Origin of the sequence: Haemophilus influenzae (assembly GCF_900475755.1) — a bacterium.
Classification (GTDB): Bacteria; Pseudomonadota; Gammaproteobacteria; order Enterobacterales; family Pasteurellaceae; genus Haemophilus; species Haemophilus influenzae_D.
In genome coordinates this window covers 1-15,477 of the sequence record NZ_LS483411.1, presented here as the reverse complement: position 1 = coordinate 15,477, position 15,477 = coordinate 1, and the positions used below count along the sequence as shown (strand labels likewise).

At 39.0% G+C, this 15,477-nt stretch carries 9 protein-coding genes; 4 read left to right on the top strand and 5 right to left on the bottom strand.

Annotated elements, in window-relative coordinates:
- Positions 1–11 precede the first annotated feature (11 nt).
- A complete protein-coding gene (dprA, locus tag DQN24_RS00045) occupies positions 12–1,133 on the bottom strand; it encodes a DNA-processing protein DprA (protein WP_012055334.1) in 1,122 nt (373 codons plus the stop codon).
- Between the two features lie 543 nt (positions 1,134–1,676).
- Between dprA and leuA the strand changes: the two genes are divergently transcribed.
- From leuA to leuD, 4 genes are all read left to right on the top strand, one after another.
- Positions 1,677–3,224 (top strand): 2-isopropylmalate synthase, encoded by a 1,548-nt coding sequence (leuA, locus tag DQN24_RS00040; RefSeq protein WP_111695196.1) that lies wholly within the window; start codon positions 1,677–1,679, stop codon positions 3,222–3,224.
- An 85-nt stretch (positions 3,225–3,309) separates the two neighbouring features.
- Positions 3,310–4,386: a 3-isopropylmalate dehydrogenase gene (gene leuB / locus DQN24_RS00035; RefSeq protein WP_038440279.1), complete on the top strand. Its 1,077-nt coding sequence runs from the start codon at positions 3,310–3,312 to the stop codon at positions 4,384–4,386.
- Between the two features lie 176 nt (positions 4,387–4,562).
- A complete protein-coding gene (gene leuC, locus DQN24_RS00030) occupies positions 4,563–5,972 on the top strand; it encodes a 3-isopropylmalate dehydratase large subunit (protein WP_011272333.1) in 1,410 nt (469 codons plus the stop codon).
- 24 nt (positions 5,973–5,996) lie between these two features.
- The gene (leuD, locus tag DQN24_RS00025; protein ID WP_038440278.1) at positions 5,997–6,599 is read left to right on the top strand and encodes a 3-isopropylmalate dehydratase small subunit; all 603 of its coding nucleotides are present in this window, start codon (positions 5,997–5,999) and stop codon (positions 6,597–6,599) included.
- 113 nt (positions 6,600–6,712) lie between these two features.
- Here the strand turns inward: leuD and DQN24_RS00020 are convergent, their stop codons facing one another.
- The 4 genes from DQN24_RS00020 to dnaA all read right to left on the bottom strand — a co-directional run bounded on the left by DQN24_RS00020 (position 6,713) and on the right by dnaA (position 15,477).
- Positions 6,713–11,677 carry a S6 family peptidase gene (locus DQN24_RS00020; RefSeq protein WP_111695195.1) on the bottom strand — a complete coding sequence of 1,655 codons (4,965 nt, stop codon included), beginning with the start codon at positions 11,675–11,677 and terminating at the stop codon, positions 6,713–6,715.
- 241 nt (positions 11,678–11,918) lie between these two features.
- The gene (gene recF, locus DQN24_RS00015; protein WP_005655969.1) at positions 11,919–12,998 is read right to left on the bottom strand and encodes a DNA replication/repair protein RecF; all 1,080 of its coding nucleotides are present in this window, start codon (positions 12,996–12,998) and stop codon (positions 11,919–11,921) included.
- A gap of 1 nt (position 12,999) precedes the next feature.
- Positions 13,000–14,100 carry a DNA polymerase III subunit beta gene (gene dnaN / locus DQN24_RS00010; protein ID WP_005655970.1) on the bottom strand — a complete coding sequence of 367 codons (1,101 nt, stop codon included), beginning with the start codon at positions 14,098–14,100 and terminating at the stop codon, positions 13,000–13,002.
- Between the two features lie 12 nt (positions 14,101–14,112).
- On the bottom strand, positions 14,113–15,477 hold the full coding sequence (gene dnaA, locus DQN24_RS00005) for a chromosomal replication initiator protein DnaA (protein ID WP_021034810.1): 1,365 nt from the start codon (positions 15,475–15,477) through the stop codon (positions 14,113–14,115).

The following is a 15,477-nucleotide window of genomic DNA, read 5'->3' as shown; positions in this document are numbered from 1 at the left end:
AAAAATTTACGTTAAACGCGTTTATATAAGCCATTTTCACTTATGATAAGATCTTGTAGCTCAAGATCGAGCAATTGAACAAGTAAAACATCGACACTTAAATTAAATTCTTCAGCTAAATCATCAATGCTCACAGGAGTATAGCCAATACGTGAATAAAGTTTCGGGTGGCTTGGTGCTTCTACTAATCGGCGAGGATCGGGTGGTGGCGTGTAATTAGGCACGGCGATCTGGTCAAAATCAATTTCAGTTTGGCTGTGGATAGAATGTTGGTAGAGCGTTTCCAAAATATCCTTTGCATTTTCTACCAACATTGCGCCTTGTTTAATCAGGCGATGACAACCTTGACTTGATTCATTTTGAATATTGCCTGGCACAGCAAAAACCTCTCGGTTTTGTTCCAACGCATACCGCGCAGTAATAAGAGAGCCGCTTTTTTCGGTGGCTTCAACAACAAGCGTGCCGACTGAAAGCCCACTAATAATCCGATTACGGCGTGGAAAATTAGCAGCAATAGGTGCTTGGTTTGGTAAAAATTCAGAGACTAATGCACCATTATTTTCGATGATTTGTGCTGATAATCTTTGATGTTTAGAGGGATAGATTTGTTCTAATCCACTGCCTAAGACCGCAATAGTTTGCCCTTGAATATTAACGACAGCCTGATGACAATGACCATCAATTCCTAATGCTAAACCGCTTGTTATGGTAAAACCCGCTAATGAAAGTTCTGTTGCAAAATGTTTTGCCCAATATTCTCCATAAGTCGTGCAATAACGGCTCCCAACCATTGCCATTTGGCGTTGTGAAAGTGCGGTTAAATTTCCTTTTACAAATAATAGTGGCGGAAAGTTTGCGGTTTGTTTCAATAAAAAGGGATAAAAAGGGGAAAAATAATTTACTAAATGATTTCCCTCTTTTTGTGACCACGCGAGTGCTGGCTCAATAAATTTTGCTTCAGGTTTGAACCAACGGCGAATTTGAATGGCTCCCCATCCCATTTGTCGGAAAGCAACATCATCATAATTAAGTAATTCATTTAAGGTAATATTGGACAAAATTTTATCAATGCCAACGCCGCCAAGTTTAGGCACTTGCATTAAACGGAGTAATGTGTAGGTAATGTCATTCATATTTTTTCCTTTTTATTTGAAAATCTAGTATGGAAAAAACGAGGGAGAGAAACGATTAATTTAAAAGCATTTTGCGATGTAGATCGCAAAAATTCTTTTTAGTGAGTAAAAAATTGCAAAATTTTTCTTATTTTGAAAATGTAAAAAATCCAATAAGAAAAATTTGTTGATGATGATTAAATTGGTTAAATATTCTGATTTTATTAAATTTATTAGTTAAATATATATTTAATAAAGTGTGAGTAGGTTTATTTTTAATATAAAATGCCAAAAAATAGTTTGACAGCCAGTTTTTTATTCGTAATATGGAAAACGTTTTACACAGAAGGATTTTTATTTATGTCTCGTATTGTTTCTTTATCTCTCAACCTGCTGCTCTCACATTTTGCGTGCGGCTAAGTTGTGGATAAAAAACAGTCAGATGTAAATACCCAATTTTAAACCCGCACTTTATAAGTTGCGGGTTTTTTGTCTAAAAAATACAGGAAAAACGCACCGCACTTTTGGAGTGATTTTAGAGGAATTTTTAGTAAGGAAATTGTTATGACAGATCGCGTTATTATTTTTGATACGACTTTGCGTGATGGGGAACAGGCGTTAAAAGCAAGTTTGACGGTAAAAGAAAAATTACAGATCGCTTTAGCACTTGAACGCTTAGGCGTGGATGTAATGGAAGTGGGGTTCCCCGTTTCTTCTCAAGGAGATTTTGAATCTGTTCAAACCATTGCGCGCCATATCAAAAACGCTCGTGTTGCCGCGTTATCTCGAGCCGTAGATAAAGACATTGATGCCGCATACCAAGCATTGAAAGTCGCTGAAGCATTTCGTATTCATACTTTTATTGCAAGCTCGGCATTACACGTTGAAGCGAAATTAAAACGTTCTTTTGATGATGTAGTAGGAATGGCAGTTGCAGCAGTGAAACGCGCACGTAATTATACGGATGATGTTGAGTTTTCTTGCGAAGATGCGGGGCGTACAGGCATTGACAATATCTGTCGTATTGTTGAAGTCGCAATCAATGCAGGCGCAACTACAGTAAATATTCCCGATACAGTCGGTTTCTGCTTACCAAATGAATATGGCAACATTATTGCTCAAGTGCATAATCGCGTGCCGAATATCGACAAAGCTGTGATTTCTGTGCATTGCCACAATGACTTAGGTATGGCAACGGCTAATTCTTTAACGGCAGTGCAAAATGGTGCGCGTCAAATTGAATGTACTATTAATGGAATTGGGGAACGTGCGGGCAATACTTCCCTTGAGGAAGTCGTGATGGCAATGAAAGTGCGTCAGGATTTTATGGGTGTGGATACTCGTATTAATACCCAAGAAATTCATCGCGTGAGTCAAATGGTTAGCCAGCTTTGCAATATGCCAATTCAACCGAATAAAGCCATTGTAGGCTCAAATGCTTTTGCCCATTCTTCTGGTATTCATCAAGATGGTATGTTGAAAAACAAAAATACCTACGAAATTATGTCTCCAGAAACCATTGGTTTGAAAAAAGAAAAATTGAATTTAACCGCACGTTCTGGGCGTGCGGCTGTGAAAGGTCATATGGCGGATATGGGCTATAACGAACAAGATTATGATTTGGATAAATTGTATGACGCGTTCTTAAAATTGGCGGATAAAAAAGGTCAAGTGTTCGATTATGACTTGGAAGCCTTGGCGTTTATCGATATGCAACAAGGGGACGAGGATCGCTTAGTATTAGATAAACTTTCTGCTCATTCAACGAAAGAATATCCAGCAACAGCCTTTGTTCAATTGAAGTTGGATGGCGAAAAATTAAGTACGTCTTCAATTGGCGGCAATGGCCCAGTGGATGCGGTTTACAACGCCATCTTAAATTTAACTGGCTTAGAAATCAAAATGTCTCACTATAACTTAACCGCTAAAGGCGAGGGTGCAGAAGCATTAGGGCAAGTGGATATTGTGGTGGAACACAAAGGGCGTAAATTCCACGGTGTCGGTTTAGCAACAGATATTGTTGAATCTTCCGCACTTGCTTTAGTCCACGCTATCAATGCCATTTATCGAGCGCATAAAGTGGCAGATATTAAGAATCATAAACAGCATTAATCTATCGAGTTCCCCTTTTTCGCAAAGAGGGGAAAAATACGAAAAAACTAACCGCACTTTTGAAGTAAAAAATAGGAAAAATAATATGCAATCATACAATATAGCAGTATTAGCAGGCGATGGTATCGGCCCCGAAGTAATGGCTGAAGCCATTAAAGTATTAAACAAAGTTCAAGAAAAATTTGGTTTTAAACTTAACTTTAACGAGTTTTTTGTGGGCGGTGCTGCCATTGATCATTGCGGTTATCCATTACCAGCAGAAACCTTAAAAGGCTGTGATGAAGCGGATGCGATTTTGTTTGGCTCTGTGGGCGGCCCTAAATGGACAAATTTACCGCCAGATCAACAGCCAGAACGTGGTGCATTATTGCCTTTGCGTAAATATTTCAAATTATTCTGTAATCTTCGCCCTGCTACCCTTTATAAAGGACTCGAAAAATTCTGTCCATTACGTGCAGATATTGCCGCAAAAGGCTTTGATATGGTGGTAGTACGTGAATTAACGGGCGGAATTTATTTTGGTCAGCCTAAAGGCCGTGAGGGGGATGGTACACAAACCAAAGCATTTGATACCGAAGTGTATTACAAATATGAAATCGAACGCATTGCACGTGCGGCTTTTGATGCAGCAATGAAACGCAATAAAAAAGTCACTTCTGTGGATAAAGCTAACGTATTACAGTCTTCTATTTTATGGCGTGAAACCGTGACAGAAATGGCAAAAGACTATCCAGAAGTGACTTTAGAGCATATCTATATCGATAACGCCACAATGCAATTAATCAAGGCACCAGAATCTTTTGATGTTTTACTTTGCTCTAACATTTTCGGCGATATTATTTCTGACGAAGCGGCTATGATCACAGGTTCTATGGGAATGTTGCCATCTGCAAGCCTCAACGAAGAAGGTTTTGGTTTATACGAGCCTGCTGGTGGTTCTGCCCCTGATATTGCAGGCAAAGGCATTGCCAACCCAATCGCACAAATTCTTTCTGCCGCGATGATGTTGCGTTACAGCTTCAACTTAAATGAAGCAGCAGATGCTATTGAAAGTGCGGTTCAAAAAGTCTTGGCAAGTGGTCATCGCACCGCTGATTTAGCAGATGATTCCACACCAGTTTCAACGGCAGAAATGGGTACATTGATTACACAAGCAATTTAATACTTGCCTTCCTCCGTTTACGGGGGAAGGTGCCCGAAGGGCGGAAGGGGGGCAATCTCCCACTCTTAGTTATTTAGAAATATCCCCAATAAACAGGGGGACAAAGTATTTAAAGTGCGGCTGAAAAACACGTCGAATTTTAACCGCACTTCCCTTAACGAATAGAGAAAAATATTATGGCAAAAACACTTTACGAAAAATTATTTGATTCACACATTGTGTATGAAGCAGAGGGCGAAACGCCGATTTTGTATATCAACCGTCATTTGATTCACGAAGTAACCAGCCCGCAGGCCTTTGATGGGTTACGCGTCGCAAATCGCCAAGTACGTCAAGTAAACAAAACTTTCGGCACAATGGATCACAGCATTTCTACTCAAGTACGAGACGTCAATAAACTTGAAGGTCAAGCGAAAATTCAAGTGTTAGAATTGGATAAAAATACCAAAGCAACAGGTATTAAATTATTTGATATAACAACCAAAGAGCAAGGCATTGTACACGTTATGGGGCCTGAACAAGGTTTAACCTTACCGGGTATGACAATTGTTTGTGGCGATTCACACACCGCAACGCACGGTGCATTTGGTGCCTTGGCTTTTGGTATTGGTACTTCTGAAGTAGAACACGTATTAGCCACTCAAACTTTAAAACAGGCTCGCGCAAAAAGTATGAAAATTGAAGTGCGTGGTAAAGTCGCATCAGGTATTACGGCAAAAGATATTATTCTTGCCATTATCGGTAAAACCACTATGGCAGGCGGAACAGGACACGTTGTAGAATTCTGCGGCGAAGCGATCCGAGACCTTTCTATGGAGGGGCGTATGACTGTATGTAATATGGCGATTGAAATGGGTGCAAAAGCAGGCTTGATTGCACCAGATGAAACCACATTTGCATATTTGAAAGATCGTCCACACGCGCCGAAAGGCAAGGATTGGGATGATGCGGTTGCTTATTGGAAAACCTTAAAATCTGACGATGATGCACAATTTGACACTGTGGTAACGCTAGAAGCAAAAGACATCGCACCACAAGTCACTTGGGGGACAAACCCAGGGCAGGTAATTTCTGTGAATGAAACCATACCAAATCCGCAAGAAATGGCAGATCCTGTACAACGTGCTTCGGCAGAAAAAGCCTTACATTATATTGGCTTGGAAGCTGGCACTAATTTAAAAGATATTAAAGTTGATCAAGTATTTATCGGATCTTGCACCAACTCGCGTATTGAAGATTTACGCGCAGCAGCGGCTGTAATGAAAGGTCGTAAAAAAGCGGATAATGTAAAACGTATTTTAGTAGTACCGGGTTCTGGCTTAGTGAAAGAACAAGCGGAAAAAGAGGGCTTGGATAAAATCTTTATTGCCGCAGGTGCAGAATGGCGTAATCCAGGTTGTTCAATGTGCTTAGGAATGAACGACGACCGTTTAGGCGAATGGGAACGCTGTGCTTCCACGTCAAACCGTAACTTTGAAGGGCGTCAAGGTCGTAATGGGCGTACCCATTTAGTAAGTCCTGCAATGGCAGCGGCGGCAGGAATGTTCGGTAAATTTGTTGATATTCGTGAAGTGGCATTAAATTAAGGCTCAATAAGAGGAAAAAGAAAAATGGCAGGATTTAAACAACTTTCAGGCTTAGTCGTTCCATTGGATGCGGCGAATGTAGATACTGATGCAATTATTCCAAAACAATTTTTACAAGCCATCACTCGCGTAGGTTTCGGCAAACATTTATTCCACGAATGGCGTTATTTAGATGTGGACGGCACTAAGCCAAATCCAGAATTTGTCTTGAATTATCCACGATATCAAGGTGCGACGATTTTGCTCGCACGTAAAAATCTTGGTTGTGGTTCTTCTCGTGAACATGCCCCTTGGGCATTAGCAGACTACGGCTTTAAAGTAATGATCGCCCCAAGTTTTGCAGATATTTTCTATAACAACAGCTTAAACAACCACATGTTACCGATTCGTTTAAGCGAAGAAGAAGTAGAAGAAATCTTCCAATGGGTATGGGCAAATGATGGCAAACAAATCCACGTAGATTTAGAAGCGATGACGGTCACTGTAGGGGATAAAGTTTATCACTTTGAACTGGATGAATTCCGCCGTCATTGTTTGCTAAACGGTTTAGATAATATCGGCTTAACTCTACAGCACGAAGACAAAATCTCAGCATACGAAAAAAATATTCCAGCGTTTTTACGTTAAAAATAAAAAATGAGCTGATTTTTCACCGCACTTAATCACTGAATTTCATTCAAAAATAAAGCCCTGTAATACACAGGGCTTTGTCGTCTATAACGCTAATTCAAACAGGCTTATTAAAAACTAAAACTTAGTTTCACTTCCGCTGTTTTTTGTTTTTCCGCTTGTTTTGCTTTTGTTAATCCACCGATTAGACTTAATTTCACATTATGATATTTCAATTTAAGTCCCGCGTTATATTGCTGTTGATTTTCCACGTTGTAAGCAAAATCATATCTATCTACATTAATTTTGCCGCTGCCTTGATTTGCATCATATCGAGCAGACAAAATTGGCGTAATGGAAAACTCGCCTAAGTGATAAGTATAACTTAAATCAACTTGAGCAAAGGCTGTTTTGACAGATATTGGATTTACTTTAATGCGATCTTGATCTAATGCAAAATTAGCGTTTGATAAGTAACTATAACGAACCCCTACAGTTGGTTTAACAGCAAAATTGCCAAGATTAAATGCTTTGCCTGCGGTTAAACCAAATTGTGCAGTATGGCGAGCAAATTTCGCATTATGATTAGTTTGTAAGTTGCTTTGGAAATTACCATAGCCTAAATCCACCGCTAAATACCAATGATTATCCGCATAATATTTAGAATAGAAATTAACTTGTGCTAGAGTATTTTTACTGCTTGCCTTATCAAAGTTGTTACTATTGCGAACATAAGTAAACACGCCACCTAACTGAACATTGTTTGAGATTGTTTGATCCCAACCAAGTTGAGTTTGCGTACTTTTAGAACTAAAACGACGATATTGCTCTGAGGAATAATTTTTGTTCATTGAAGTATTAGATACCCAAACGTTATATTGCCCCTCGTTATTCATTTCTAACTGGCTAATATGTTGAGAAACTGCTTTCCCTACATTTAATGCAACAAATTGTGCTTTTGCCCTTGCATCAGAAATTACCGCATTTGTGTTTGTACTTGTGAGATCGCGCAATGGTACTGCAGAACGATCGCTGTCACTTGTAACAGTTGGTTCCGAGCTAACATTTCTTCTACTTCTACGTCTACTATTTGTCTTATTACTTTCTGAATTATCAGCTACTGTTGTTTTTTCAGTAGAAGTCTCTTGAGGCTGGCTAACACTTCTTCTATGTCTACGATTTGGCTTACTGCTTTTTGAATTATCAGCTACTGTTGTTTTGTCAGTAGAAGTTACTGTTGTTTCTTCAGTAGAAGTCTCTTTAGGCTGGCTAACACTTCTTCTACGTCTACTCTTTGACTCACTGCTTTCTGAATTATTTGCTACAGAATTATCCGCAACAGTATTAGCTTCAGGCTGACGATCATTTTCGGTCACAGTTTCCATTTGTGGTTTATCGGATTTTTCAGCAGTTTCTGTCATTGCGGTTGCAGATCCAGTATTTATTGAATTCTCTGGTGCAGGTTGTTCAACATTTGAGCTAGTCTCTTTCGCAGGTTGTTCAGTGCTTACTGTTGCACTTGGTTGTGTTTGCAGTTGAGCTTGAACTTCTTCTGCATTCTTAACAGTCGGAACCTTTTCACTTTCAAGCTCTGCTTGCGGTTGAACAGTTTCAGACTGTTCCTGTTTCGGAGACGTTTGAGAAGCAACTTTAGGGGCTTCTTGAGTTTTCTCTGTTTCTACTTTAGCCGTTTCTGTTTCTACTTTAGCCGTTTCTGTTTCTACTTTAGCCGTTTCTGTTTCTACTTTAGCCTTTTCCTCTTTTTCTACCGTAGCTGTTTCTTTTGTTTCAGTCGTTTGAGCTTCCTCGGTTTCACTTCCACTTTGAGCCACTTCATTTGTTTGAGTGTTAGCTTCTACACTTGGTTTAGCTTCTTTTGCAACTTCTCTATTTTGAGCTGTTGTCTCGGTTGAGTCTTGCTCGTTTTTCTCTACGGTTTCACTTTCTTGCGGACTATTTTCTGACACTGTTTTAGTTGTCTCTGATGGTGTAGCAGGCGCAGGTGGTGGAACTGGTGCTTCAACACGGGCTATTTCTTCATTGTTACTTGGTACACTAGGTGCATCAGCTTGAATATTATTAGGTGTTGTGATATTTGGTGTATCGACAGTTTGGTTTCTTTTTTCCACCTCGGGGTTATACAAATCGTAACGTCCATCAGTTTCTTTCAACGTATATTTCCAAGCACCTAAATCAACGGTATTCCCAATTAATGACACATTCAAATGATTTCTTTGAGCTTTTGAAGCATCAAAAAGCGTGAGTTCATTATGATTTGGCTCGCCTGTTTTATCTGCTACTTGTAATGTAAAGTTACCTGTGGCGGATTGGGTTACAACAACTTTGTCATTTTTCTTATTGGTAAAATCAACCCAATAATAGAAAGAACCATTACCTGATAAGCTATTCACAGTCAGCGTGTTATATGTAGTTACTTTATTTGCATCGTTTTGTGCATTTAAATGAATATGCCCATTTGCTAGATCTAATTGATGAACATCACTATTTCCTGTTAAATGCCAATGGCTATTTTCTTTTAAATTGACTTGGCTATTTCCCGTGCTGTGAATTGTGCCGAATAAATTGGCTTTGCCTAAGACAAAGTTTGCATTATCTGATAAATTTACATTGCCAGATACCTTGGTGGCGTTAAAGCTATTAAGGGCTTTATCGGATAACTTGTCAGTAGTACAAGTCACATAGCCCGTATAGTCAGAACGTACACAAACGGTATCGCCTGCTTTATAGCCAATATGCACTTTTGCTTCCTTAGAAGCTGTGATATTTGAAGTAATGCTTTCAACATTGCGACCTGAATAAAGTGAGGCATTGCCAGTCACGTTCATTGTGGTTGCTTTAAAAGTGCGGTTAATCCAGTCATCTTCTACTACCACTTCATTATTTTCAGCAAAGTGTTTATCTTTTTCTGTTGAAGAAATACCCGCAATATCTCTTGCGTGCGGTGTTGGTCTGCCAGAAAGGAATAATGTGCCTTTTTCAACTTTTAATTCACCGTTAAGGTTTGTACCGCCTGTTAATAAAAAGCGATTTTGCTCACTTTTGCCTTTAAAAGTCACATTTAGATTACCGTTATTTTTACCCTCTTCCTCGCCAAAATAACCGTTAAAGCCATTCATACGGCTATTATTGATGTATTCCATCGTTTTCTTTTTGGCTTCATCGGAATTTTTACCCATATATAACCAAGTTTCATTGCTTTCATTGTCATTATAAGGAAGTTGTAAATTAGCCTTAGCACCTTTTCTTAACGCATAATAAGTGTAGTTTTCCTCATTTAAATAGAGCTGTCCCCCATCTTTAATCCGTCGAAGGGCATAAGGATTTTCTTCATCTCGTGGGCGTATATAATCTAGAGTGACTTGACTTGGATTTGTAATTAATCCTGTCCCAGTAATCGTTATATTTGAGGCATTAGTCATATTATGATTAACTAGTCTTGCCCCATCATCAATATTTCTGATGTGGTCAAAGGTTAGTGAATTACCGTTTAAATCTAATCGACCGCCTCTAAAGCCAAAGTAAATTGAATTTGGATCTACTTGTTTATCATCATTAAGCACAAGGGTTGAGCGACCACTCACTATACCTACTTGTGAAAAGGCTTGAACTTTATTATTGGCATCAGCTTTCTGTTTTAAGATAACAGTACCATCGCCAACTTTAAGCAATCCTTTATTTTCGCCCTTTCCTTCAACAATCAATGTCCCTTTACCAATTTTTGCTAAGCGGTCAGAGTTTGGATTATGTACTTTCCAGACAACTTCTTTTCCTTCTGCAACAGAAACGCCAGCTCCTTTCCAAGTGGTACTATCAGAAGTGCCTTTAACTTCATAATCTCCTTCAAAGAATAATCCGCCTGCACCTTGATCGATATTATTATTTAAGGTAAGCGTTCCACTCCCTTCAAATGTAACACTTTTCCCGTGATTAGGTTTATCTTTTCCGTCAGCTAAATCAACATTTAAAGATTTCTCCCCTCCCGTAATTGTACTTGTCTTGCCATTAGAAGACCAACTATAATCTGTCTTGGAACCAATTAAAGAACCTGCACTATATTGTTGATAAATTTTTTCTGCAAATTCAGGTTTATAGATATTCCATTCCTGCCAAGATTTTTTGTTATAACCTGCCCAAAAATCATAACTGCCAAGAAAAAGCCATTTACCTTTTTCTCTATCATATACAAATAATGGGGAGCCACTGTCGCCTAAAACAGCGTAATTGGTAAGCGGATCTTGAGATAATATTCCTTTTGGATCGCTGTGTACATTGTTTGAGTTTCCAAAGCCGATAAGCCCATCGTTCTCGTGATTTACTTCATAAGGCGTACCTGCAATACCATAGGTATAAGCATTACCAACTAATTTAAGATTATAGCCGCCCGCATCGCTTTTCTGCCCTTCTTTACCTAACCATAATTCATAGCGTGTTCCATTTTCATAAATAAATTGAGTACCACTACCAAGTCTTACAAAGTAAGGATATTTATCTTTATTATTATATGTCCCCGCTGTACTACTATCAGTTGAAGCCTCTATTGGTGCAACTTCGGTAACAAATTTATCAAGACGTGGCATATAATAATCTTCACGGCGTTTTTGAGCTTGATCTTCAGTAGTTACTGCTTTTCCATTTAATTTAGTTGGATACTCGTTTTTTTCAACGGTGTAATATCGGTTTTCTTCAGAGGATACATCTCGGTGCGATTTGGCATTGCCATTATGCATATTGCCATTTAAGTTCCCAAAATGTAGTTCACTCACGCCGTTACTAACGTGTTTTACGCCTACTACATATTGTGGATTTACCAACGTGGCAATTCTCTTATCTACATCCACCACACTAAAATCAATCATCGGAATACCGTTAGGTAAGGCAGTGCCCAAATCTTTATTATTTTTATCCTTTACCAGCACATTTGTTGCACCAACAGAAAACTTCCCTTTATTCTCTGCAAAATCACGAAATATTTGATAATCCACATCGTCTCTCACTAACGCGGCTTCTGTATAAGGGGTTAATGCGTAGGCGACAGTAAGTGCAATAAAATTGAGTTTGAATTTTTTATTTAGCATAGAAGCTGTCTTTATTAATTAAGTTTAAAAAGTAGATTTGATAGGACACAATTTGATATACGGCTACAAGTTGATTCAAATCTTGGCTGTGTTGCATTGATAGTTTGCAAGTTGTCTTCATTTTTATAATGAGTGGGTTTTATAGCATAAATCGCTCAAAACTTGAATTACATTTATTAGGTAATGATAATGATTTTTGATATTTTTTAAAAAATTGGCGTATTTTTTACCGCACTTTTGGTTAATTTAAGGCGTTAATGATGCCATTATGGACAGAAAACATTTTTTTGTTTTCCACTTGCATTTCTTTTAGTTGTCTTTGAGTGATGGCGGTAACAAATACTTGCGAACCGCTTTGTTGTAATCGTTCTGCCAACAAGGCGCGTTTGTATTGATCTAATTCCGAGGCAAAATCATCAATTAAAAAAATACAATGGCGTTGCTTTTCTTTCATTAAATGCTCGCCCTGCGCTAGTCTTAATACACACATTAAAAGTTTAAGTTGTCCACGAGAAAGCACATCTTCAACAGGCAATCCTTGTGCTTTGAAACGAAAATCCGCTTTTTGAGGGCCAGAAAAGGTGTAATTTAAGGCACGATCCCGTTCAAAATTTTGTTGAAGAATTTCATAATAATCAGCATTTTTTTCCCACCCCTGATGAAAGCTGACATTAATTTCTAATTCAGGCAGAAAAAGTTGGCAAGTTTGTTCAATTTCAGGGCGGAGAGCTTCTGCATATTCGGCACGCCATTGACTTACTTGGTGGGCAAGTTTGGCAAGTTCAACGTCCCAAATTTTTATGGCAGAGTAAGGCTGATTTTGTGCGAGTGCGGCATTTCGTTGTTTAAGTAATCGGTTGAGATTGCTCCAAGCAGAATAGAAACTTGTTTGGTGGTGGAATAATCCCCAATCTAAAAACGCTCGGCGATAACTTGGCCCGCCGTTGAGTAAGGTTAAGCCCTCTGGCGTGATTAATTGCATTGGCAGAAGATGGGCAAGATCGGAAATTTTATTGCCATCTTCGCCGTTAATTTTTACTAAGGTGTTTCCTTGACGCAGTTTTTGTAAGCCAACAGACCATTGATGTTGGCTTTCTTGGATTTGCCCAAATAGGGTAAAGTGCGGTTCGTCGTAAGAAATGATGCGGTTTGTGACCGCACTTTTAAATGAACGTCCGTGACCAAGATAAAAAATAGCTTCTAATAAGCTGGTTTTTCCGCTGCCGTTGTTGCCGATTAAAAAGTTAAAGCAGGGATCAAAATCAAGATCCACTGCTGTTAAGTTACGAAATTTTTCGACCAGTAAACGAGAAATCGCCATATTATAAACGCATTGGCATAATGACGTATTCGCAGCTGCTGTCTTCACAGTTTTCAATTAAGCAACTGGAGAACGCATCAGTTAAGCGCATTCGCACTTGATTACATTTAAGTGCATTCAGCACATCAAGAATATAGGTGACATTAAAGCCCACTTCTAATTCTTCGCCATTGTAATTGACATCGACAATTTCTTCTGCTTCTTCGTGTTCTGTGTTTGAGGCAGTAATTTTAAGCTGGTTTTCCTTTAAGCTTAAACGCACGCTGCGCGCTCGTTCATTAGATAAAATGGACGCACGAACAAAAGCCTGTTTCAGCATTTCCCAATTGCCTTCGACAATTTTTGTGGCATTACGAGGCAATACTCGGCGATAGTCAGGAAAGCGACCATCAATTAATTTTGATGTAAATACCGTGTTTTTTAAATGGACACGTAAATTGTTGGTGCCAATTTGTAAACGTGCTGGTTCATCGTTTGTTTCTAATAAACGAACCAGCTCTAACACACCTTTACGCGGTAAAATCACAGAATGATTTTGTAATTCTTGTTCAAGGGAAATGGTACACACCGCAAGTCTATGACCATCTGTTGCCACAGTTCGCAATAAATTGCCCTCTGTTTCAAATTTCATACCATTTAAGAAATAGCGCGCATCTTGGTTTGCCATAGAAAATTGAGTGGCTTCAATTAAACGGCGTAAGGTATTTTGCGGAAGTTGAAAATCCACTTCAGACTGCCAATCTGTGAGGTTTGGATATTCTTCGGCAGGTTGGGTTGTCAGCGTAAAACGACTACGCCCCGATTGCACTAATGCACGGTCTTGTTCAAAAGTAACCGTGATTTCTGAATCATCAGATAAAGTGCGGCAAATATCTAAGAATTTTTTTGCTGGAATGGTAAAAGTGCCATTTTCAGAAGACGATGAAAGCTGAGTTTGACTCGATAATTCGACTTCTAAATCTGTACCAGTGATAGTCAGACGATTGTCTTCAATTTGCAACAATACGTTGTTTAATACAGGAATATTTGGGCGATTACTCAATACGCCACATACTTGTTGCAACGGTTTTAATAAATTTTCTCTTGAAATGCTAAATTGCATTGCGTTCTCCTTTTATGCGGACAAAGTGCGGATCAAATTCGCCCAATCTTCTTGAATGCTATTGTCTTGCTCGCGGAATTTTGGCACTTCTCGGCAAGCGTTTAATACGGTCGTGTGATCACGATCAAATGCACGACCGATTTCAGGCAAACTGCGGTTTGTTAATTCTTTTGCTAACGCCATAGCAATTTGGCGTGGACGAGTCACTGAACGCGCACGACTTTTTGATTTTAAATCTGAAACCTTAATTCGATAATATTCAGCCACCACTTTTTGAATATTTTCAATGGTAACCAAGCGTTCTTGTAGAGCCAAAATATCTTTTAAGGTATCACGCACGAAATCAATATCAATGTCGCCGCCTTTGAAGTCTTGCATTGCTTTTACTCGATTTAACGCCCCCTCAAGTTCACGCACGTTGGTACGCAAGCGTTGAGCAATGAAGAAAGCGACTTCTTCTGGCAAGTTCATATTATGTTCTTCCGCCTTTTTCAATAAAATCGCTACACGCGTTTCAAGATCGGGCGGCTCTATGGCTGTTGTTAAGCCCCAGCCAAAACGTGATTTTAAACGTTCTTCAATTTTTTCAATTTCTTTAGGATAACGATCTGACGTCAAGATAATTTGGCGACCCGTTTCAAATAAGTTATTGAATATATGGAAGAATTCTTCTTGGGTTTTTTCTTTTTCAGCGAAAAATTGAATATCATCCACTAAAAGCGCATCAAGAGAACGATAGAATTTTTTAAATTGATCCATTTTATTATCACGCACTGCTTTTACCATATGCTGCATAAAGTTATTTGCGTGAATATAAAGCACACGTGCATTCGGTTTATTGGCTAAAATGCCGTTGCCAATGGCGTGTAACAAGTGAGTTTTCCCTAAACCAGTGCCGCCATATAAAAAGAAAGGATTGGCTGATGGTTCGCCCGGTGCTTGAGCAAGTTTTTGACCGACTGCGCGTGCCAGTTGGTTCGATTTACCTTCAACAAAGTTATCAAATAAATGTTTAGTATTGAGATGGGATTCAAATTTTATTGGCGTATTAGATTCTGTTTGAAAATCTACCGCACTTTCTGATCTAAGTGTTGTATTTGGTGTGCTTTCCACTATCTTGGGTGCAGGTTTGACCCCTTCTTTTAAAGAAATACGTAGTTCAGGATTTTGTGCAAGTGTTTGACAAATTTGCTGGATTTGTGCGAGATAATGGGTCTCAACCCAACCTTTCACAAACATATTAGAAGCATATAAAACAATGTGGTTATTCGATACTGCATCAGCCTGTAAAGGTCGAAGCCAAGTGCTAAGATCACTCGCTGAAACTTGATCTTGAAGTTGTAGCAGGCAACTTTGCCAAAGATTTGAGAGAGTCAC